Raw genomic sequence first — 22575 nt, forward strand, 5'->3', positions numbered from 1 at the left:
CGAGTGTAATGGGATAGATCTGGGCGCTACGGACGACGACGTCGACGTCAAATACCGGAAGGCCACCGTCAAGACCAACCTGCTCGGGGAATTGACGGTGATCGTTTCCGGAGGCGAACACTCAATCAGGCTCGAGACCGGCCTGACAGTAAGCCAGATTCAGAAAATCAGGCGTCTGTCGTGGTTGAAGGTTCTGGCCGCGCCGGCTGCTTCCTGACCTGACATCTTCATGCCTCATCGAAGCGGGCGAAGCTGAATACAGATTGCCAGCCAAGCGCTCTCAGCGCTCGCGTTCCCAAGTAAGGCTTCCTACCACTCTCTTTCCGGGCAAAACGGAGCTGACTTGTTCAGCTGTTCGAATGGTCAGCTGGTCACCTTCCAGCTTGAAAAATCGCACTTGGTCCTGTCCGGTGAGAAGCTCATTCGCCGATATATCCACTTTGGTTGTAAACTTGTCTCCTTCGATCGTAAATTTTCCGGAGTAAGCAAGGAGCGACTTCAGAAGGGCTGCCGACTCGTCATTGCTTGTTGCCGGTTTGCGATTTGCGGCCACGGTGACGAACGTCACGTATCCGTCCGCAGCGAAGATCGCCCTGCCTTTGGGATTGGGACCGAAGGGTTCAGCAGCCTCTCCACCGATAATCTGAATTGTCCATGAGCTTAGCTTCCAGCTACCTGCGAGTTGCCCCAACGTATCCTCCGCGAAGGCAAATCCAGCTTGAAAACAGAGGCATACAAGAGCAGCTGCAAACACGCGGAGAAGTACCATGTCTTGCTCCCTCTCAGCAGATAACCGGGTGCATTCAAACAATCGTCGATTCATAAAACTCATTGGACGCCGCTTCCCTCGCTGCGACCTCCTCAGGTTCTCCAGGCGCCAGTGCGCAGAGCACGGCGCCTGCTGGCGGCATCGGAAGACCGACGAGAACCACTCGCAGGATAGCGAGGCCAAAATAGATCAAGAGAACAACAAGGCAGCAGGCGTATCTGCCGGGGTGTTAGCTACAGCCCCCGCAACGTCCTATCGCTTTCATCTTGATCTCGCCCGGCACATCGTCAATCAGAAATCCGAATCCTTCGAGCCCGACAAGTCCGAGGACGAGTACGAAACCGCGCTGATTGATCTCATCGACCGGAAGCGCCGGCCTATCTCATTCCGGCAGCCTATCCCGCCGACCTCACCGAAACATGCGATCGGCAATCGAGTTACCCGCCATCATTTCCAAGAGCGATTTTGAAGCGGCCGAGGCCGGCCTAGAACTTCGGAACCGCAGCGACACCACCTCGTACCGTCACGGGTCCGGTGTTGCTTTGAATCCATCATCCATCAAATGCTCATCTTTCAGCCGAACGTAGGCCTTTACCACGCATACCGCACCACGCCCTTGCCGGCATAGGAGCGCGTCACGTTGGAGAACTCGCCCTCGAAAGTAGCGGCGGCCGACCAGCCGTCCAGCCATTTCGTCTCGGCGGCGACCGTGGTCACCGCGGAGTCGCTGGCCTGCCGCGCGCCGTTGACAACGAAGGCGGCGCCCGGCAGCGCCTGGAACACCGCGCCCACGCTGCGGTCCGGGTTGAAATCGTGCGCCCAGGCAAGACGGCCGCGCAGCGTCAGCACGGCATTCTCCATGGCGAACGACCTGTCGCTGCGAAAGCCGAGCTCGCTGCGGGTATCGGTCACGCTCTTGGCCGCTTGGGCCAGTGCGAACGCGCCGCCGCCGGACACCACGCTTTCGGCGTAGCTCGGCAGGCCGAAATTCGTGACCTGCGCGGCGGCATAAGGCGTAATGTCCATCCACGGTGTCACATAACGATAGCCGCCCTCGAGGCGGCCCGCAAACGTGTTGGCGTTGAATTCCGCGCGCAGATGATCGATGCCTGCCGCGGTGACGATGCGGTCAGTGGTCGCATCCTGCCAGCCATAGGCAAGTGCAGCTGAGAGATACGCCGGGCCGACAGTATGACGCAGGAAGACGCCGGCCTGGAATAGGTCGGAGCGACCCCAACCGAGGCCACCGACAGAAAAGCTGGTGCCGCCGCCGGCCAGCGCCATGCCTGCGATGGTGCTGGCTGAGAAGCGGTAATCCAGACCGACAGCGGTGCCATAGATGCTGCTGCTGGCATTGTTCGAGCCTAGCGCCGCATTGCCGTCGGTCGCTTGCGAGCCGCCGTAGCCGGCCGCCCAGACGTTCCAGCGGTGATCGAAATCGAATCCACGCGGCGGCGCCTTTGCATAGATCGCAGCCAGCGCATCGCGCGGATCCTTGTCCGGCTTCGCCGCATAACCCAGCGAGCCTGACTGTTCCGCGAATGGCGTCACGCGAGTGCCGCTGCCGGCACCGTCGCGACCGGCGATGAAGGGGTCGGTCAACAATCCCAGAAATAAGTTCATCGCATTGAAGGTCGTCTGCTGCGCCCCAGTTGCGGATTCGCCCGAGGCTTGCGTCAGGCCGTTCGGCGACAGGGAGGCATAGGCTGCGGCGATGCCGCCATTGGTGTTGAAGAAGTTTGCCAGGGCGTTGGCGACATTGGTCTGGTTGATGTTGAGCTTGTTCCTGGCGCTGTAATCCAGCGTGAAGTTCAGATAGGCATTGTTGGAGTCGTAACTCAGGCTGGCGGACGCACCCGCGGGTAGGCCCAGCGTCGCGACATCGGTGAAGGACCCGCTGACGCCCCCGGCCGCTGTGAGGATGGTGTACTTCTTCGCTAAAGTGGTGCCGGCGGCCACGCTGACGCCAACCGATCCGTCGAGTGTCGAAGTGCCGGTCACGCTGGCCAAGCTCGAGTTCGTCGCGTTGAGGCTGACCAGATATAGCGCGCCGGACTGGAAAGCGAGATTGCCAGCGACGGTCATCGAACTCCCCGCCGTGCCGTTGCCGGGGGCGAACGTTCCGCCGCTTGCCACAGTGGTGTTGCCCAGGGTACCTGTTCCGCCAAGGGTGGCACCCGAGTTGACCGTACTCATTGCGGCATCGGCGAGCGATCCATTCACGATCAGCTTGCCGCCTGCGACGACCATCTCCGCCGAGGGGGCGATGGTCCCGCTACCCGGCTGGAACACGACCGTGCCGGTATCCGTCAGCGAGCCGAACTGCGCGGTTGCTCCACTTGCGATGGAGGCAGGACCGGTAAGCATGACCTGCGTTCCGGCGGCTGCGGTCAAAGAGCTGAGCGCGCCCGCAGAAAACGTGATGCTATTCGCGAATGTCCCGTTGAAGTTGGTGCGAAGCGAGCCGCCTGAGAGCGCAACCGGCGCCGTACCCAACGCGCCTCCATTGTCGACCTGTAGCACGCCCCCCGGGCCCGCCGTCGCACTGCTGGTGGAGGCGATCGATCCGCTTACTTCCAGTGTGCCGCCATTCACCGCGGTTGCTCCCGTATAGGTGTTGATACCCGACAGGATCAGGGTGCCGGCTCCGACCTTCACCAGTGAGCCGCCGGCACCACCGCCTGCGCCTCCATCTGAAATGACCCCGCTGACGACAGTCGAGAGGTCGTTGCCGCCGACAATGAGCTGGTTCGCGCCAAGAAAATAGGTGCCTGCACCCTCGATTGAGCCAGCAGTCATGCCGCCTGTCGCCAGCCCTGACATGTCGAGGAAGCCATTCGCATTGGTAATGAGGCGCGCGGTGCCACCAGTGGCGCTGTCACCAAAGCCGGTGACGCTACCGGCATTGGTGATGATAATGGCGGCGCCAGCCGTGCTGTTATTTCTGAATACGAGGAAGTCGTGATCGTCGAAAACGGCGTTGTTGACGATGGTGGCGTTGCCGGCGGTGCTGCTGGCGCCGAACCGAATAATCCCAACGTTGTTGGTGATGGTCGCATTACCGGCTGTGGTGCTGTCTCCAAAATCGATCTCTGCGCCAAAGGTGGTGCCGTTGTTCGCAATGGTGGCATTGCCTGCGCTTGCGGTATTGGTGAATACGATCTGTCCGGTACCAACGTTGGAGATTGTCGCGCTGCCGGCCGTGCTGTTGGTGATGCCGGAACCGCCGTCGATGCCGAACTCCACGATGCCGGAGTTGGTGATCCGGGCGTTGCCAGCGGTGCTCGAATCCCGGAACAAGATGCTGCCGCTGCTCATGTTGGTGATGCTGGCATCGCCTCCCGAGGCGCTGTGTGCCAAATGCATGTCGGTGCTATTGGTAATATGCGAATTGCCGCCCGTGCTGTGGTCGTCAAGGAACAAGGAGCTGCCGGCTGTAAATGTGGCGTTGCCAGCCGTGCTGTGGTCAAAAAAGCCTGCGGAAACGTTGATGGTGGCAGTTCCAGCTGTGCTTGTTTGGAAGAAATCCACGCCGCCGTTCAGCGTGGCGCTACCGGCCGTGGTGCCCGCACCAATGAAGTCGATGGCATTTGCGAATGTAGCGCTGCCCCCGTTGATAACGATGCCGGCGCCATTGAATGTCAGCAGACCGCCGCCACTGAAGTTGTAGTTCGAGGCGCCCCCATTGAAGGTGAAGCCACCTACCGTGTTGTCGCCCACGAAAGATATTGAGGGGGTACTCGTAGCCCCGAAGAAAGCCGTGCCCGTTGGCACGGCGGCCGGGGTCCAGTTCGCCGCGGTATTGAAGCTGCCCGAGCCCGGATTGGACAGCCAGGTGGCGTCCTGTGCTCGCGCGTTGCTCGCAGCGAGACACATCCCGGCAAGCAGCGCCGCGGCGGCCTGACGCCGGCGCCTGCCGGCTGGGCTCGCCGCCGACGCAGTACTGATCAGCCTAAATACTGCCAGGGGGAGCGCTATCATGGTTACTTGAGCTGCCCTGATCGGTATCCGATCAGCACGTGGGCGAGATCTGATCAGATTTGGTAACCCCTGGGAGGCGCCAGACATTCGCGTTCTCAGCTCCAAAACGCCGCCGATTGTGATCGGCCGGCTAGACCCGCGCGAAACAGAACCCATGCGCGTGCATCCGCGAAGCGAACGTGGCGCGGGATCGCGTACCCGCGCATCAGCCGTTCGGTTTAAGCCGATGCAATACCGGTCTTTAGCTACCGCTTTCTGGGTTAGGTGTTGCCGAATTGCATCTTCGGCCGCGACGCCAGTTTCGCTGAACAAAACAACGAAGAAGGGTGGCCGGCAGGCAGCACTACGAAGTGCGGTTTGAGGCGAAGGAGACCGGAAAGTCCGCACCGGCGGTGAAAAAGGCCGTCAAAAAGGTCGGCAACGCGCGCAAGCGCGTTTAGAAACGACTGGGCAGCTGATCGGAGAGCCGGGTCGGCCTCGAGGTCCGGCGCCGTCCTTCTAATCAGGAGGGCATTCCGGGCAGGTATCACCGATCGAGTTCAGCACGTCGCGAACTTCGCCGCTGGCGCGTCAGGGGAGACACCGGCTGTCGAATCTTCGCGGGCGATATTGAAGGCTCGCTTTCGGGCATGCAGCAGTTTTTCCTGCATGATCTGGTTCTGAGCTCGGCACTCCGGAAAAATGTTTTGCCACGTCGGGAAAACTCAGCAGAGCTGCTGCATCGTCGCGCATCTTAAAAAACCACCCATGATGCTGCCATCGGGCGCATCGACGCGATGACTGACGATTGAAGTTACGTGGGCTCGCCAGCAGCGAATGATCGCCTGCGCGTTGCCGGACCGCCCGCCATGCGCGTGCCTCAGGAGATCGACGTGGACACGGCTCCAGACCGCAACGATGCGACGGCACTAGCCGCAACCGAGCAACCAAGGCTGCCGCCGCCCCGCGGAAGCGACTTATAGGGCTGCCCACGCCGCAAGCGATAGTCTTCCGATGTCGGCGACTGCCAAGCGTTCAAGCGCCAGGCCAGGAGTCGCGTCGCCGCTGTGTGCCTCAAGGTGTGCAGTGTGACGTTTCCTGCGTTAGGATCCAGGCGGGCGAGGCGCACTCCTGTCACCAAGCCAGCCTTGATCGCCGCCACTGCCGTTCCACTCGACAAAGTGCCTGTTCGCTGTGCCGTCTGGCAAGTTGCCACGATACTGGCGCACCAAATCTGGGCTGGCCTGCGATATTCCACGCCTGTACAAAGCTCAACCAAGGCGGGAGGCAATCGACTCGCGCCATACACACGCTCAAAGCCATCAGGTCTCGGGGCATATGGGTGTCCCACAGGTCGGTTGATGCGATTGCCCGCATCAATATCGCAGTCAGTCCAACGAGCGGTGTCGGGAATGGTCGATCCGGAATTTTTGTCGCAGTTGATCGGCGATATCTACGACGCAGCACTCGACTCCAGCTTATGGGTAGGCGTTCTCGAGCAGGCGACGCAATTCATCGGCGGAACTGCGGCTGGAATCTACTGGAAGGACATCACCGTTCAGGGTGAACTTCACTACGTATACAATGTTGAACCGTCCAGCGTGGACGCGTACTTCAAGAAATATATCCGCTTCGATCCGAGTTTGACGGCCCAATTCTTTTTCAAAGTTGGGGAGATCTACAACACGACCAACGTTTTGCCTTATGATGAGTTCGTCGAGACGACCTTCTACAAGGAGTGGGTCAAGCCGAATGGGTGGGCCGATCATTTGGCTGCCACGCTCGACAAGTCCGCAACGAGCTTCGCTCAGTTCGGAGTCTTCCGAAACGAGCGCCAAGGGCTTGCCGACGACGATATGCGGCAGCGCATGCATCTATTGGTTCCCCACATGCGCCGCGCGGTGTCGATCGGCAATGTCATCGACCTTCAAAAGGAAAAGGCCGGAAGTCTGTCAGATGCGCTCAACGGGCTCGATGCCGGCGTTTTTCTGTTGGACAAGCACGGTCATATCGCATTCTCCAACATTGCCGCGCAGGCGCTGCTCGACGATGCGACGATCTTGCGAACCGTCAACAATAATTTGAGTGCTGTGGACCCACATGCGGCGCAGCTATTGCGCAATGTTCTCGCCGCCGCGAGCGGTGGCGATGGCGCTGTCGGCGTGGATGGTGTTGCCATTCCGCTGTCTAGTAAGCTTGGCCAGAATTGGGTCGCCGATATACTGCCGCTGACGTCGGGCGCGCGGCGTCAAATCGGGGGCCGACACTCTGCGGTCGCTGCCGTCTTCGTCCGAAAGGTATCAATGGCGGCGCCCTATCCGATCGAAGTGGCGGTGCGACAATTCCGACTCACGCCGAGCGAAGTGCGGGTACTTGATGCGGTGCTCAAGGTCAGCGGAGTACCTAAGATAGCGGAGACGCTTGGCATCAGCGAGGCCACCGTGAAAACTCATCTCCAGAATATCTTTGGAAAGACCGGCGTGCGCCGTCAGGCGGACTTGATCAAGCTCATTGCGGCAGATGCCCGGCCGTTTGCCGGATAAGAGCACACTCATGTCATCCACGAGCCGCGCAAGCTGCCGGTGGTGCCCGCATGAAGCGTCAGGTAGGCAACGTTATTGGGTCGGCCGGATCAGACCAACCCCAGTCCGCCATCGATGCTGATCACCTGGCCGGTTATCCAACCTGAGGCAGGCCCGGCGAGCTGGACGATCCATTCGGCGATATCGTCGGGTACTCCGCGGCGGCCGAGCGGTATGCTGGCGCGCTCCTGTTCTTCGACCGCCGCGGCTTGTTGGGCCGACAATCCCATCATGCCGGTCAGCGCGCCCGTCTCGGTTGGCCCTGGCGCGACGGCGTTCACCCTGATGCCGAATGGCGCCAGCTCCAGTGCCCAGCACCGCGTCAAATGCTCCACGGCAGCCTTGCTGGCCGCGTAGTGCGACAGTCCGGCCGCAGCCTTGTGCCCAAAGGTGCTGGAGACGTTGACGATCGTGCCGCTTGTGGCCTTGAGATGGGGAAGCGCGGCCGACGCGAGCAGGCTTGGACCGACCACGTTGACGGAGGAGATATCCGCGATGCGATCGGCGGTCGCATCGGCCAGCGACAGAATGGCGCCGGCGCCCGCGTTGTTGACCAGCGCATCGAGGCGCCCCCATGTGTCGACTGCCTTGGCAATCGTACGGTTGGCATCTTCGGCGGAAGCAGCATCCGCCGCCATCCCCGCGATATTCGCGTGTTGCAGCATCGTCTCCTGGATCAGGCTCGCGCGGCGGCCGGTGACGAGCACGTGGTAGCCCTGTTTCGCGAAGCGCAACGCCGCTGCCCGCCCGATACCTGAACTGCCGCCTGTCACGACGACGACTTTTTGATCTTGCATGTTCCTGTCTCTGGTGCGGCCGGCCGCACCGTCTGGTTGGATTGAAAACGAGCTTGTCGGTCACCGCGGTCCGTCACGGTTCTCGGTGACCGGCAGTTGTGAAGGTCTTGAACCGGAGCGCGAACTCGCTCATCTCGTGAGCACGCGCCCCGGTTCGGTCGCGATCGGCGATCAGTAGTCCCAGAACACCGGCACCCAACGGAAGGCATCGCCGGCGACTGCGACATGGCCGACGGATGGGAACGGCATATGCGTGGCCACCAGCAGCTCGCCGGTCTTGGCAATCTCGCGCAGGAGGCGGATACGAACGCGCGCCGCCTCTTCCGGATCGTGCTCGAAGCCGTTGTGCCACTCGGGCTGCTCAAACCCGACAGCAAACACGGCGTCGCCGGCGAATGTCAGGGCGTCGCCGCCTGAGGCCACGCGAACCACGCTGTGTCCGGGGGTGTGACCGCCGGTGCGACGGACGACGACGCCCGGTGCGACCTCGTGCTCGTCGACGAACGGCCGGATTTGGCTGCCGTACTCCTTCGCGAACCGCTTGGCGGCGGCGCGAAGCGCATCCGGGAATCCCTGCGGCATGTTGGTGTGGGTGAAATCGGGCGCCTCCCAGAACTTGAGCTCGGCCGCCGCCACGTGGATGCGCAGATCCTTGCGCAGCCGCTGCTTCACGCCGTCGACGAGCAGCCCGCCGACATGGTCCATGTGCATGTGGGTCAGCACCAGGTCGGTCACGGACGCAAGATCGATCCCAGCGGCCTCCAGTCGCTTGATCAACTGCCCGGCCCTGGGCAGGTGCAGGTCCGGATCGGAGCCCAGTCCGGCGTCGATCAGGATGGTCTTGTCGCCGCTTCGCACCATCACCGCATTCAGTGCCCAGTCGAAAGCGTCCGGCGGCAGGAACATGCCATCCAGCCAGGCTGCCCGGACGGCGGGGTCGGCGTTGTGCGCCAGCATGGTGGTCGGCAGCGGCAGCACGCCGTCGCTGACGACCAGCACGTCGATCTCACCGATCCGCACCGCATAGCGCGACGGGACGAGCTCTTCGGGTTTCGATGTCGCAGGGGAGGATGTGTTGTGCAGATTCATTTTAGTCTCCTGTTGAGCGTTGTGGATCGTGAAATGTCTAGAGAGAGGTGACGCGCTCCGGATCGGCCGAGGCCAGCGCTGCGGCGCGCTCGGCTTTGGGCGGATAGATCCAGACCGTGTTGATTTCCTGCTTGGTCTTCTTGGCGACGTCGCCGACCATCTCGACCGTGCGTTCCCAGCCGCGGGTGAACAGCGCGCCGGCTTGGCCGAGGTCGAGGCAGGTGACGTAGGCTTTCTGGTGATAAGGCCTGGTCGAAACGCCGAGCAGCTCGGCGGCGGCGTTGTTGCCGGCGAAGGCGCCCATCCGGGTCGCATGCTGACACGACATCAGCGCGTAATTGCCGTTGTCGTCACACGCGGCGCGTGCGGCGTCGCCGGTGGCAAAGACACCATTCACGGATGGCACGCGAAGCTCGCGGTCGACCAGCAGCCGGCCGAATTGGTCGCGCTCGGCGGGAATCTGCGCCGTCAACGGAGCAGCGCGCATGCCGGCGGCCCAGATCACGGTTTCGCATTCGATGTGCTCGCCGCTGGAGAGCGTGACGCCGGATTTATCGAGCGAGCCGACGCCGACACCGAGCCTGGTTTCGACGCCGAGCTTGCGTAGCGCCTCCTGGATGATGGGGCGGGGGCCCGCGCCCATGTCCGGGGCGATCGCCTCGTTGCGATCGACAATGACCACGCGCAATTCCGCATCCTTGCCGAGAATTGCGCGCAGGCGCGATGGCACCTCGGTTGCGGCCTCGATTCCGGTGAAGCCGCCGCCAGCCACGACGACGGTATTGCGCGCCTTCGAGGCCGGGCGGCTGGAGAGTTGGTGCAAATGGCGATCGAGCGCGATGGCGTCATCGAGCTGGTCGACGCTGAAGCCGTGCTCGGCAAGGCCCGGAACGTTCGGGCGGAACAAGCGGCTGCCGGTGGCGACGATCAGCCGGTCATACGACAGCTTCTTCCTGGCGCCTTGTGCGGCAACGATCTCGACGAGCTTCGCCCCGGTATCGATCGCCTCGGCACGGCCCTGGACATAGACAACGTCGATCGCGTTCAGCACGTGCTGCAACGGGGCCGTCAGGGTTTCGGGTTTCGGTTCGTAGAGCCGCGGGCGAACCACCAGTGTCGGCTCGGGCGAAACCAGCGCTATCTCGAGCTTTTCCGGCGAGACACCCTGGATGTCGCGTAGCCGGGCCGCGGAAAGGGCGGCATACATGCCGGCGAAGCCGGCGCCAATGATGACGATGCGCATGTCGATTGTTCCTTGGTTGAGGTATTGCGATGGAAGCGCGTGGTTACGCCGTCACGAATTTGAGCAGGTCGGCGTTGACGATGTCGGGATGTGTCGTGCACAGGCCGTGCGGCAGCAGGTCGTAGATCTTCAGGGTGCTGTGCTTCAAAAGGCGGGCCGACAGCGCTGCCGAGTCGGCAACGGGGACGATCTGGTCATCGCCGCCGTGCAGGACCAGCGTCGGCACGGCGATGGCTTTCAGATCTTCGGTGAAGTCGGTCTCGGAGAAGGCCTTGATGCCGTCGTAGTGGGCCTTGCTGCTGCCCATCATGCCTTGACGCCACCAGTTCCAGATCGCGGCCTGCGAAGGCTCGGCACCCGGACGATTGTAGCCATAGAAAGGTCCGCCCGCGAATTCGAGATAGAATTGCGACCTGTTGGCGGCGAGCTGCCGGCGCAAGCCGTCGAACACCTCAAGCGGCAATCCGCCGGGATTGGACTCGGTCTTCAACATCAGCGGCGGCACGGCGCCGATCAGCACCAGCCTGGCGACGCGATCGCGGCCATGACGCGCGACGTAGCGCGTGGCCTCGCCGCCGCCTGTGGAGTGGCCGACGTGAATGGCGTTGCGAAGATCGAGATGCTCGACGAGGGCTGCGACATCGGCCGCATAATGATCCATGTCATGCCCGTCGCTGACCTGGCTCGAGCGGCCATGACCGCGGCGATCATGCGCGATCACGCGAAAGCCCTTGCCGACAAAAAAGAGCATCTGGGCATCCCAGTCATCGGCGCTGAGCGGCCAGCCATGATGAAACACGATCGGCTGCGCGGACTTCGGTCCCCAATCCTTGTAGAAGAGCTTCACGCCGTCGTTGGTGGTAATCGAGGTCGCAACGTCGTTCGTTCCGGTCGAGAGGGCCGCTGTTTTCGTATCGCTACCCGCTGCCGAGGTGGAGCGGACAGTCATCGATGCCGCGTACATGAGCGATGTCGCGAGGATTTTCCGCCGCGAGGTGCTCGCGAGCCGGCTGACGGAATTGATCAAGGCCATTTGCAGTTTCCATTTCTGGAGTTTGTGGACACCATGATTCCTAGCGAACCACAGGTGCCGATGCCCCAGCGCGATTGACGCGATTGCAGCGCGATTGCTGCTAACGCGCCCGCCGCCGCCAATCGCTCGGCGATTCCCCGGTCAACTTTCGAAACGCGGCGGCAAAGGCGGTCTGCGAGGCGTAGCCGAGCGTCGCCGCGACCGAGACGACGGACAATTCGGTGTCGCGCAGCATGTTCATGGCCTGCTCAAGCCGGTGCTGGCGCAGCCAGGCATGAGGCGAAAGCCCGGTGCTGTCCTTGAATGCGCGGCAGAAGTGAAAGCGCGACAGGCCGGCCTCCGCAGCAAGCGCCCCGAGCGAGACGTCGTCATCGCTGTCCGAGCGCAGGCGCTCGATCGCGCGAAGCAGCGTCTTCGGCGCCAGCCCGCCCCTGACCGGCGCGATTATGTTCGGCGAGCCGCTGTGCGCAGCGAGAAGGCGCGTCGCCAGCAAATCCATCAGTTGCTGCCTGAACAGCGTATCCAGCGCCTCATTGCCTTCCAGCACATCCGCCGCACTCAGGAGCAATCGGGACGTCACGGGATCGGGATGGGCGGTCCGCTCCAGAAGATCGGCCGGCGCTCCGGCTTTGGCTTCGTCCGCAACACGCGTCAGCGTTGCCTGTGGAAGATAGAGCTGGACGACGTCGACGGGCTTTGGAATGTCCCACCGCGAGCTCGATCCTTCGGGAATGATGGTCACCACGCCGGGGCGAAACGTCCCGATCGCGACGGATCGTCCGGACCGCCGCTCCATCCGCTGGACCGAACAGTTGTAAGCCATGATGACGTGGTGGCCCATGGGCGCGACGATGTCGTGCAATGGCTCGTGCTTCCAATGCGCAATCCCGGCGCCGGACGAATCCAATGCCATACGGAAAGGCACCGTTCCGAGCACGCGGGCCATCTCGACTTCGGCAGGGGGCCGGTCGCCGGCCGACGGGGCGTCGCGCCGTACCTGAGACACGGCGGGAATTTCATTCGAAGATTCACGCAACACAATCTTGCTCATGGACTTTGCTCGTATTGGGGGCGCGTCGCTGGGTGCGCGACTTCGCGATCATGGCGTCGGCCGCCGCATGGCGGAGCCGAACGGGCCGGTCTGGCGATCCCTGCTCAACGAATGGGCGGGGGGCCGAAGGCGATCCGTTGCAGCTCAGGCACCGTTGATTTGCGGGTTCTAGGCGGCACGAAGGCCCGCGTCTTTCCTGATGCTGCCCTGCGTTGCCTGATCCTGCTCCCAGGATGCCTCACGCGTGCAGCTTGCGTGCGTTTGTGAAAAGTCGTGATCGCCGCGTTTCGGTCGACGACACCCTCAGGTCGTCAAGGCGCGAACCGGATCGTTATGAAATGATTGGAAAATTTTGATACCGGTCGCGCTGGGGCGAGCGCGCAGGCCTTGCCGGGTGCGACGTCGTCGGTCGTGGACAGCAATGGGTGGATAGCCGATATACTGTTCTCGAAATGGCAGGACGCTGTGGCCTGCTCTTGGTCCTTTCTTTGGACCTTCACAGAAGAGACATCCGATGACCAGGACAGGCGCTTACGGCGAACGGCTCGGAGACTTCCTTCGCCTCGCGGAAGCGCCGCCCTCGCTGGTGACCCGCTCGCTGCGCGGCACCGAGATTGCGGTCACCGAAACACGCAACGACAATCCTGTGCCGGGTCTTTCCGGCTCGTTCGCTGCTGAAGATGCCTATCTCGTCAGCCTCAAGCTGCGCGACTATCCGGACTGCGAGCTCTGGGAGCAGGGCCGTCACATCAAGAAAGCGGATGTTCACGCCGGGACGACCTATCTCTACGATCTCAAGGCCGACCCGCGTTACGTGATCGACAAACCGCTTCATTCTCTCCATTTCTACGTGCCGCGTTCGGCCCTCGACGGTCTCGCCGATCAATCGGGGGCCCGACGCATCGATGCGCTGGATTGCGGGCTTGTCGGGCACGATGACGCAATCATCCGACATATCGGCGCGTCCCTGCGCGCGGGGCTGCGCCGGCCTGATGAGGCCAACCAGCTCTTCATCGATCACATGATGCTGGCGCTGACCGCGCACGTCGCTCAGGCCTATGGAGGCTACAGGCACAAGGCCGAGACCGGCCGGGGCGCACTTGCCCCATGGCAGCTGGCGCGCGCCTGCGACAAGCTCGAGTCGGACCTCAATGGCAAACTGCCGCTGCAGACCATCGCGGCCGAACTCGGCCTCTCCGTCAGCCATTTCTCGCGCGCGTTTCGCGCCTCGACAGGGCTGCCGCCGCATCGCTGGCTTCTGCATCAGCGCGTGCGAACCGCCAAGCGCTTGATGAGCGTGCGCGGCCTGTCGCTGTCCGAGGTTGCGATTTCGGCCGGCTTTGCCAACCAGAGCCACTTCACGCGGGTCTTCTCGGCGACGACAGGGGTCAGCCCGGGTGCATGGCGGCGCGATGCGCTGGGAACGGCAATTCGCGACGCATGATCTGCGTCGGATGCACTCCGTCATTGCGAGCGCAGCGAAGCAATCCAGACTGTCACTGCGGCGGGATTCTGGATTGCTTCGCTGCGCTCGCAATGACGATGCGGATGCTGCGAGGCTAGGGGCGCACCATAGGCGTGGCGAAGGCGAAACTCAGAATTGATACCGTCTCAAGCCCCCATCCACCGGGATCACCGTTCCCGTGATGTAGCGCGCCACCGGTGAAGCCAGAAACACCGCGAGCGCCGCGAGGTCTTCCGGCTCGCCCCAATAGCCGACCGGAATCTCTTCCTCGGCAAAGCGCTCGCGATAGTCCGGCGGATAGTTGCGGCGGATCTGCTCGCTCATGATGCGGCCGGGCGGGATGCAGTTGATGGTGATGCCGTGCTCGCCGATCTCGCGCGACAGGCCCTTGGCCCAGGCGTGCACGGCGGCCTTCGCCGCGAAGGCCGCGTTGAGGCCCTCCGGCTCGGACTTGCCGGTGATGTTGACGATGCGGCCCCATTTGCGTTCGATCATCTGCGGCAGCAACGCATGCGCGATGCGGCGGTAGCTGGTGAAGTTCAGCGCGATTGCCTCGTCCCATTGGCTGTCGGGCGCATCGACCGGCAGGGGGCGGCTGCCGCCGGCATTGTTGATGAGAATATCGACATGGCCGAATTCTTTCACCGCGAAGGCTGCGATCTTCTGCGCCGCGTCCTCGGCCATCACGTCCTGCTGGAACGGCGTGATCAGGCCGCCGCCGACCTCCTTCGCCGATTCAGCGAGCAGGTCGGTTCGCCGCGCCACGCCGACGACGCGCACGCCTTCGGCCGCCAGGCCCCTGGCGATGGCGCGGCCGATGCCGATGCTCGCTCCGGTGACGACAGCGGTTTTCGATTTCAGCCCGAGATCCATGGTCACACGCTCTCTTGTTTGCTTTTTGCGTTTGTTGTTCGTTTCCTGCCCTGTCCCGGGTGCGGCGATTTGCCCGACCGGGACGAGCAGTGGTAACCAAGGGCGACCACGAAGGAAACACGAAAAAGAAAAGGCGCAGGTTATGGTGTGGGATCCGCAGCAATATCTGAAATTTTCCGGCCACCGGCTCCGGCCCGCGCTGGACCTGCTGATGCGGATTCCCGATCTCGGTCCTCGCGAGGTCGCCGACCTCGGTGCCGGCGCCGGCAATGTCACCAAGCTGATTAGGGAGCGCTGGCCGTCCGCCGCGGTGACCGGCGTCGAGGGCTCGGCCGAGATGGTTGCTGCGGGGCGCAAAGCCGCGCCTGATGTGGAATGGTCACATGAGGATCTCGGCCATTGGCGCCCCGCCAAGCAATATGACGTCGTCTATTCCAATGCCGCACTGCACTGGCTGCCCGATCATGCGGCACTCTTTCCGTCGGTGATGGAGAAAGTCGCGCCCGGCGGCATGCTTGCGGTGCAAATGCCGCGTAACTTCCTGGCGCCTTCGCATGTGCTGATCGGCGAGACCGCCTTGAGCGGGCCCTGGCGGTCCAAGGTCGAGCACCTCGTGACGCCGCCGCCGGTCGAGGGGCCGGCCTTCTATCACGATTTGCTCGCGCCGCTGGCGCAGAACATCGACATCTGGGAGACCGAATATCTCCAGGTTCTCGAAGGCGACAATCCCGTGAAGGAATGGACCAAGGGCACCTGGCTGACGCGCTATCTCGACGTGCTCGAGGGCGACGAGAAGGCCGCGTTCGAAGCGGCCTACGGGATGCGAGTGGCGAAGGCCTATCCGAAGAACGCCGCGGGGCAGACACTATTCCCGTTCCGTCGGCTGTTCATGGTTGCCCAGCGCAAGGGTTAATGTCCTTCGGCGATGCGACATAAGCGCTCGCTCAGAGCGGCCGGAGCGGGCGTCGGGTTGCGCATGCGGCCGCCATCAAGATAGCTTCGCTGCGGCATAGCTTCGCTGCGGCAAATTGGGCTTAGGTCTAGTTGTTCGGGGTCCGGATTGCTGCCACTACTGGAACCGTAAAACAAAAAGCACCCGGTTTCCGAGGTTGTTGGGGAGGTCCTTCATGCGCAAACTGCTCTTTGCGGTCGCCGCAGCCGCGTTCGCTCTGGCCCCTGCTGTTGCCCAGGCGCAGAGCCCGATCATCATCAAGTTCAGCCACGTCGTCGCCAACGACACCCCGAAGGGCAAGGGCGCGCTGAAGTTCAAGGAGCTCGCCGAGAAGTACACCGACGGCAAGGTCAAGATCGAAATCTATCCGAACTCCTCGCTCTACAAGGACAAGGAGGAGATCGAGGCGCTCCAGCTCGGCTCGGTGCAGATGCTCGCACCATCGACCGCGAAATTCGCGCCGCTCGGCATCAAGGAATTCGAGGCGCTCGACCTGCCCTGGCTGTTCAAGGACGACGCGACCTATTCCAATGCGATGAAGGGCACCCTCGGCAAATGGCTGTTCCAGAAGCTGGAAGCCAAGGGCATCACCGGTCTCGCCTATTGGGACAACGGCTTCCACATGGTGTCGTCGAGCCGTCCGCTGACGAAGCCGGAAGATTTCAAGGGCCTGAAATTCCGCATCTCCGGATCGAAGATCGCCGACCAGTATTTTCGCCTGATGGGCTCGATCCCGCAGATCATGGCGTTCTCGGAGGTCTACCAGGCGCTGCAGACCGGCGTGGTCGACGGCTGCGAGAACACGGCGTCCAACTATCTGACGCAGAAGTTCTACGAAGTGCAGAAGGACATCACCGTGTCCTATCACGCACATCTGCAATACGCCGTGATCGTCAACTCGAAATTCTGGTCCGGCCTGCCGCCTGACATTCGCGCCCAGCTCGAGAAGGCGATGGCAGACGCGACCGAATATACCAACCAGATCGCGCACCAGGAGAACGAGGACGCGCTGGCCGAGATCAAGAAGACGGGCAAGACCACGCTGCATTATCTCACCGACGCCGATCGCAAGGCGTGGCAGGAGGCGATGCAGCCGACCTACAAATGGGCTAAAGGCCGGGTCGGGCAGGAAGTGCTCGATCTCGTCGCCAAGGAGCTCGACGTCAAGATGAACTGACGCGTTTTCCGGGAGAACAATACCAACGGTCGGGAGTGTATGCACTCCCGACCGTTTCGTATCGATAGGGGGACTTTGATTTGCTTCGCGTGCTGAACCAGGGGCTCAATCATCTCGAAGAATGGTTGATCGCGACGCTCATTGCGGCTGCAACCGGCCTGATCTTCATCGCGGTGGTGCACCGGTATGGTGCCGGCGAATCGATCGTGTTCTCGCGATGGGCGGCCGCGCACGGGATGACCTGGCTCGCGTCGCTGTCGATGGCGGTATTCACCTTCCTGTCCGAGCTCGATCTGTCCTGGGCGCAGGAACTCTGCATCTACATGTTCATCTGGATGGCGAAGTTCGGCGCGGCCTATGGCGTGCGCACCGGCATCCATGTCGGCGTCGATCTGCTCGTCAACCGCCTGCCCGAGCATTCGCGCAAGCATGTGATCCTGTTCTCGCTGCTGTGCGGCGCGCTGTTCACCGGCATGATCGCCGCTTTCGGCGCCTCCTTCGTGCGCGAGATGTTCCACACCGGGCAGCAGTCCAACGACCTGGAAGCGCCGATGTGGTTCGTCTATCTGGCGATCCCGCTCGGCTCCGGGTTGATGTGCTTCCGCTTTCTTCAGGTCTCCTGGTTCTATTACTGGACCGGCGATCTGCCGCATCATGACGAGACCCATGTCGAAGGCGTGGAGGCCGCTGTTTCGCCGGCGCTGCATCCGCAGCCCGCCGGCACTGCTACGAAGGCGGCTTCCCGCAAAGTCTCGCCGCTCGGCGTGATCCTGATCATGGCGCCGATCCTGATCTTCGCGCTCTGCCTTGGCGAGAAGACCGGCTTCATCGTGCTGCCGCATTGGCTGCGCGCCTTCACGGTGTTCGCGCTGCTGATCGCGCTGATGCTGACCGGCATTCCGGTCTCGATCGCGCTCGGCCTCACCGTGATGACGTTCCTGTTCACGCTGACGACAGTGCCGATCGAAGCCGTCTCGATGAAGCTCTTCACGGGCATCGAGGGCTTCGAGATCATGGCGATCCCGTTCTTCATCCTCGCCGGAAATTTCCTGACCCATGGCGGCGTCGCGCGCCGCATGATCAATTTCGCGACCTCGCTGATCGGGCACTGGCATGGCGGCCTGGGGCTCGCCGGCATCGTCGCCTGCGCGATGTTCGCATTGGTGTGCGGCTCGAGCGTGGCGACGGTCGCCGCGATCGGCGCCATCGTGCTGCCCGAGATGGTCCGCCACGGCTATCCCATGCGCTTCGGCGCCGGCATCATCACGGTCGCCGGCTCGCTTGGCATATTGATGCTGCCGTCGATCCCGAAGATCGTCTATGCGGTCTCGACCAACACCTCGATCGGCGCGCTGTTCGTTGCCGGCCTGCTGCCAGGCATGCTGCTGACGACGATGCTCTGCATCGTCACTTGGTGGCTCGCGCGCAAACGCGACTATCCCCGGATGCAGAAGGCGACCTGGGGCGAGACGCTCCACGCCTTTCGCGAGAGCATCTGGGGCCTGATGCTGGTCGTCATCATCATCGGCGGCATCTATAGCGGCCTGTTCACCGCCACCGAAGCCGCCGCGATGGCCGCGGTCTATTCCTTCATCATCGCCGTGTTCGTCTACAAGGCCATCAAGATAGTGGACGTGCCGCGGGTGCTGCTGCGCGCCGCCAACACCAGCGCGATGCTGCTCTACATCGTCACCAACGCGGTGCTGTTCTCCTTCGTGCTTTCCAATGAGAACCTGCCGGCGACCTTGGCCGACTGGATCGCGGCGCAGAACCTCGGCTGGGTCGGCTTCCTGCTGGTCGTCAACGTGCTGCTGCTGCTCGCCGGCAACTTCATGGAGCCGAACTCGATCATCCTGATCATGGCGCCGATTCTGGCGCCGGCGGCCAAGAAGCTCGGCATCGACCTCGTCCATTTCGGCATCGTCATGGACGTCAACATGGAGGTCGGCCTCTGCCATCCGCCGGTCGGCTTGAACCTCTACGTCGCATCGATGATCGCGCGAATGCGCATCACCGATCTGGCGGGCGCGGTGATGCCGTGGCTTCTCACCATGCTCGGCTTCCTCGTCATCGTGACCTACTGGCCCGATCTGACGCTGTGGCTGCCGCGGGCGCTGGGGATGCATTGAGGCGCGCAAGCGGCGGCGCTAACGGTGCACCCTCTCCCCTTGTGGGCCCCTTGTGGGAGAGGGTGGCTTCGCGACAGCGAAGCCGGGTGAGGGGTATCTATCCTCACGAACAGTCTTGCGAGCAGAGAGAACCCCTCATCCGGCGCTTTGCGCCACCTTCTCCCACAAGGGGAGAAGGGGTATCGCTGCGTTCGTCACTTTGTCCTCCTCACGATGGCAATTGGCCGCGAGATGCGGTTAGATGCCCGCGCGTCAGGCCGGGAGGATGCAAATGACCGTGATTTCCAGCAACGAGCCGAAGGACGCAACGCCGGCAGTGATTGCGCAGCAAACGGCGATGCTGAATGCGCTGCCGTTTTCCGACACGCGGGATTTCGCCGACGCTGCGCGCGGCTTTCTCGGCACGATCGAGCAGGCGAAGATTGCGAACCCGCAGGGTCGAACAGTCTGGAGCCTCGAGCCCTATGGCTTTCTGTCCACCGATGAGGCGCCACCGACGGTCAATCCCAGCCTGTGGCGGCAGTCGCGGCTCAACATGCAGCACGGCCTGTTCGAGGTCGTGCCTGGTGTCTACCAGGTGCGCGGGCTCGACATCGCCAACATGACGCTGATCGAGGGCGACAGCGGCGTCATCGTGGTGGACACCCTGACCTCGATCGAAGGCGCGCGCGCCGCGCTCGACCTTTACTTCAGGCATCGCGGCCAGAGGCCGGTCGCGGCCGTGATCTTCACTCACACGCATACTGACCACTGGGGTGGCGCGCGCGGCGTGCTGGAGCAGGATGCACTGGCGACGGGGCGCGTGCCGATCATCGCGCCTAACCTGTTCATGGAGCACGCCGTCTCCGAGAACATCATCGCGGGACCGGCGATGCTGCGCCGGGCGCAATACCAGTTCGGCCCGTTCCTGGCCAAAGGCGTGCGCGGGCAGGTCGACTGCGGCCTCGGCAAGACCATGGCGGCGGGATCGGTGGCGCTGCTGCGTCCGACCGACCTGATCATGGCGACCGGCGACACGCGCATCATCGACGGCGTCGAGTTCGAATTCCAGATGGCGCCGAACAGCGAAGCGCCGGCGGAGATGCACTTCTTCCTTCCGCGCTACAAGCTTCTCAACCTCGCCGAGAACTGCACACATAATTTTCACAATCTGCTGCCGTTCCGCGGCGCCGACGTGCGCGATGCGCTGGCCTGGTCGAAATATCTGGGCGAGGCGCTGCATCTGTGGGGCGGCAAGGCCGAGGCGATGTGCGGCCAGCATCACTGGCCGGTGTGGGGGCGTGAGCGCATCGACACCATGATCCGCGAGCAGCGCGACCTCTACAAGTTCGCGCATGACCAGACCATCCGCCTGATGAACCACGGGCTGACCGCGGCCGAGATCGCCGAGACGATCCAGTTGCCGAAGAGCCTGGAGGGCGCCTGGCACGGGCGCGGCTACTACGGCCATATCCGCCACAATGTGAAAGCGATCTACCAAAAATATCTCGGCTGGTACGACGCCAACCCGGTCAATCTCGATCCGCTGCCGCCGGTGGAATCGGGCAAGAAATATGTCGAGTACATGGGCGGCGCCGATGCGATCCTCGCTCGTGCGCGCGCGGATTTTGACAAGGGCGAATTCCGCTTCGTGGCGCAGGCGCTCGGCCATCTCGTCTTCGCCGAGCCTGATAATCAGGCTGCGCGCGCGCTGCTGGCGGATACACTGGAGCAGCTCGGCTATGCCGCCGAGAGCTCGACCTGGCGCAATGCCTATCTGTTCGGCGCCCAGGAATTGCGTCACGGCATGCCGAAGACGCCGCCACGTCCACCGATGCCGCGCGAGACGCTGGCAGCACTCCGCACCGGGCAGCTCTGGGACGTGCTCGGCATCCGCCTCAATGGCCCGAAGGCGGAAGGCAAGCACATCGTGCTGAACTGGAGCTTTTCCGATACCGGCGAGACGTTCGTGCTCAATCTGGAGAACTGCGCGCTGACTTATACGGAAGGCGTGCAGGCCGACAATGCCGATGCCAACTTCACGCTGGCGCGCGCGACGCTGGATGAGGTGATCGCCAAGCTGACGAGCTTTCCGGAGGCCGTCGCCGCCGGCAAGGTCAAGCTGTCGGGCAACCCGATGCGGCTTGCCGAGCTGATGGGCCTGATGGACGAATTCCCGCGGATGTTCGAGATTGTGGAACCGAAGCGGGCGGTGGTGAGGTAGGATCTCTTGCCCCGGACGCAGCGCAGCGCTTCTTCAGCGGTGCGCTGCGTCCGGGGCCCATGTTTCCGCGAGTGTGCCTTGCCGCGTGGGTCCCGGCTCTGCGCCGCAACGCTAAGGGCGTTGCAGCGCGTCCGGGACACGAGAGCCGAGTTACTCCGCGCTGCTCACCAGCTTGATCCGTGGCGCGGTCGCTTCGGTCAGGCCGCGATAGGCCGCGAGATAATCCAGCGCCATCCGCCGCGCGGTAAAGCGCTTCTCGAACTGGCTGCGGATGGCGGTGCGGTCGAGTTGCGCGAGGCGGTTGACGACGCCGGCTGCGCTGAGGATGTCCTCGACGACGAAGCCGGTGAGGCCTTCGTCGATGATTTCCGGCACCGAGCCGCGGTTGAAGGCGACCACTGGCGTGCCGCACGCCATGGCCTCGATCATGACGAGGCCGAACGGCTCCGGCCAGTCGATCGGCAGCAGCAGGCCGAGCGCGCCGCTCAAGAAGTCCGACTTCTCGTGATCGCTGATCTCGCCGATGAAATCCACCAGCGGATTGTTCACGATCATCGGCTTGATCAGCTCGTCGTAATAGTCCTGGTCGGCGCGATCGACCTTGGCCGCAATCTTCAGCGGAATGCCGCAATGCATCGCGATCTTGATGGCGCGGTCGACCCCTTTCTCCGGCGCGATGCGGCCGAGCACGGCGAGGTATTCCTGCTTCGCCGGCCTCGGCGTCAGCAAATGCTCCGGCAGGCCGTGATGGATCGTGGTCACCCAACTCGCCTGCGGCACAGGCCGCCGCTGTGCGTTCGAGATCGAGATGACAGGCATCTTGGAGAAGGTGTTGAAGACGGGCTGATGCTCCGGCAGATCGAGCCGGCCATGCAGCGTGGTCAGGAACGGTGTCGGCTGCCGGTGGAACAGCGACCACGGATAATAGTCGAGATGAAAGTGGAGGAAGTCGAACTCCTCGTCGTCACATTTCTGCCGCACGCGCTCCAGGAGCACCATGTGCAGCGCGTTGGGATCGCGCACGGAACCATCGAGGCGCAGTGCCCGCGGCCATAAGGCGTCCAGCTTTGCTGACGTCTGCGAATCGCCGCTGGCAAATAGCGTGACGTCGTGACCAAGGGCAACCAACTCTTCCGTCAACCAGTGCACCACCCGCTCGGTGCCGCCATACAGCTTGGGTGGAACAGCCTCCGTCAACGGAGCTACCTGCGCGATGCGCATCTCAGCTTCTCCTCTGCGTGATCATGGAAAT

Annotated in this window: 16 protein-coding genes and 2 pseudogenes; 9 read left to right on the forward strand and 9 right to left on the reverse strand. The window is 62.8% G+C overall.

From position 1 onward, the window contains the following. Positions 1-280: 280 nt before the first annotated feature. Positions 281-769 (reverse strand): lipocalin-like domain-containing protein, encoded by a 489-nt coding sequence (locus ABID59_RS34510; protein WP_354086319.1) that lies wholly within the window; start codon positions 767-769, stop codon positions 281-283. A gap of 265 nt (positions 770-1034) precedes the next feature. Here ABID59_RS34510 and ABID59_RS34515 point away from each other — a divergent pair. Next, positions 1035-1154: pseudogene (locus ABID59_RS34515) on the forward strand (non-homologous end joining protein Ku); the annotation flags it as partial. A 206-nt stretch (positions 1155-1360) separates the two neighbouring features. Here ABID59_RS34515 and ABID59_RS34520 read toward each other — a convergent pair. Next, positions 1361-4489, reverse strand: coding sequence for an autotransporter outer membrane beta-barrel domain-containing protein (locus ABID59_RS34520; RefSeq protein ID WP_354086320.1), 3129 nt, complete (start codon positions 4487-4489; stop codon positions 1361-1363). Positions 4490-5076: 587 nt separating this feature from the next. Here ABID59_RS34520 and ABID59_RS34525 point away from each other — a divergent pair. Further along, positions 5077-5190: a DUF3606 domain-containing protein gene (locus ABID59_RS34525; protein WP_502916848.1), complete on the forward strand. Its 114-nt coding sequence runs from the start codon at positions 5077-5079 to the stop codon at positions 5188-5190. 951 nt (positions 5191-6141) lie between these two features. Further along, positions 6142-7272: a helix-turn-helix transcriptional regulator gene (locus tag ABID59_RS34530; protein WP_354086321.1), complete on the forward strand. Its 1131-nt coding sequence runs from the start codon at positions 6142-6144 to the stop codon at positions 7270-7272. 89 nt (positions 7273-7361) lie between these two features. Here the strand turns inward: ABID59_RS34530 and ABID59_RS34535 are convergent, their stop codons facing one another. From ABID59_RS34535 to ABID59_RS34555, 5 genes are all read right to left on the reverse strand, one after another. Then, positions 7362-8108, reverse strand: coding sequence for an SDR family NAD(P)-dependent oxidoreductase (locus ABID59_RS34535; protein WP_354086322.1), 747 nt, complete (start codon positions 8106-8108; stop codon positions 7362-7364). 171 nt (positions 8109-8279) lie between these two features. Further along, positions 8280-9197 (reverse strand): MBL fold metallo-hydrolase, encoded by a 918-nt coding sequence (locus ABID59_RS34540; RefSeq protein ID WP_354086323.1) that lies wholly within the window; start codon positions 9195-9197, stop codon positions 8280-8282. Positions 9198-9234: 37 nt separating this feature from the next. Continuing rightward, the gene (locus ABID59_RS34545) at positions 9235-10440 is read right to left on the reverse strand and encodes an NAD(P)/FAD-dependent oxidoreductase (protein ID WP_354086324.1); all 1206 of its coding nucleotides are present in this window, start codon (positions 10438-10440) and stop codon (positions 9235-9237) included. Between the two features lie 43 nt (positions 10441-10483). Then, positions 10484-11473 (reverse strand): alpha/beta fold hydrolase, encoded by a 990-nt coding sequence (locus ABID59_RS34550; protein WP_354086325.1) that lies wholly within the window; start codon positions 11471-11473, stop codon positions 10484-10486. A gap of 100 nt (positions 11474-11573) precedes the next feature. Next, complete coding sequence (locus ABID59_RS34555; protein WP_354086326.1) at positions 11574-12524, reverse strand: helix-turn-helix transcriptional regulator; 951 nt, start codon at positions 12522-12524, stop codon at positions 11574-11576. 514 nt (positions 12525-13038) lie between these two features. Here ABID59_RS34555 and ABID59_RS34560 point away from each other — a divergent pair. Then, positions 13039-13968: a helix-turn-helix domain-containing protein gene (locus ABID59_RS34560; RefSeq protein WP_354086327.1), complete on the forward strand. Its 930-nt coding sequence runs from the start codon at positions 13039-13041 to the stop codon at positions 13966-13968. A 150-nt stretch (positions 13969-14118) separates the two neighbouring features. On the opposite strand, the gene ABID59_RS34565 is transcribed toward ABID59_RS34560, so the two are convergent. Next, the gene (locus tag ABID59_RS34565) at positions 14119-14862 is read right to left on the reverse strand and encodes an SDR family NAD(P)-dependent oxidoreductase (protein WP_354086350.1); all 744 of its coding nucleotides are present in this window, start codon (positions 14860-14862) and stop codon (positions 14119-14121) included. Between the two features lie 142 nt (positions 14863-15004). Between ABID59_RS34565 and ABID59_RS34570 the strand changes: the two genes are divergently transcribed. From ABID59_RS34570 to ABID59_RS34590, 5 genes and pseudogenes are all read left to right on the forward strand, one after another. Next, positions 15005-15775 carry a methyltransferase domain-containing protein gene (locus tag ABID59_RS34570; RefSeq protein WP_148752381.1) on the forward strand — a complete coding sequence of 257 codons (771 nt, stop codon included), beginning with the start codon at positions 15005-15007 and terminating at the stop codon, positions 15773-15775. A gap of 214 nt (positions 15776-15989) precedes the next feature. Further along, positions 15990-16991 (forward strand): DctP family TRAP transporter solute-binding subunit, encoded by a 1002-nt coding sequence (locus tag ABID59_RS34575; RefSeq protein ID WP_148752379.1) that lies wholly within the window; start codon positions 15990-15992, stop codon positions 16989-16991. Positions 16992-17251: 260 nt separating this feature from the next. Further along, positions 17252-17593 (forward strand): annotated as a pseudogene (locus tag ABID59_RS34580) (TRAP transporter small permease); the annotation flags it as partial. A gap of 243 nt (positions 17594-17836) precedes the next feature. Next, a complete protein-coding gene (locus ABID59_RS34585; protein ID WP_354086351.1) occupies positions 17837-19120 on the forward strand; it encodes a TRAP transporter large permease in 1284 nt (427 codons plus the stop codon). Positions 19121-19391: 271 nt separating this feature from the next. Further along, entirely contained in the window at positions 19392-21323 is a 1932-nt protein-coding gene (locus ABID59_RS34590) for an alkyl/aryl-sulfatase (protein WP_354086328.1), read from the forward strand. A 150-nt stretch (positions 21324-21473) separates the two neighbouring features. Here ABID59_RS34590 and ABID59_RS34595 read toward each other — a convergent pair whose 3' ends face one another. Then, the gene (locus ABID59_RS34595) at positions 21474-22544 is read right to left on the reverse strand and encodes a glycosyltransferase family 4 protein (protein WP_354086329.1); all 1071 of its coding nucleotides are present in this window, start codon (positions 22542-22544) and stop codon (positions 21474-21476) included. Positions 22545-22575: the final 31 nt, after the last annotated feature.

The sequence above is a fragment of the Bradyrhizobium sp. S3.3.6 genome, assembly GCF_040546905.1.
Taxonomy (GTDB): domain Bacteria; phylum Pseudomonadota; class Alphaproteobacteria; order Rhizobiales; family Xanthobacteraceae; genus Bradyrhizobium; species Bradyrhizobium cytisi.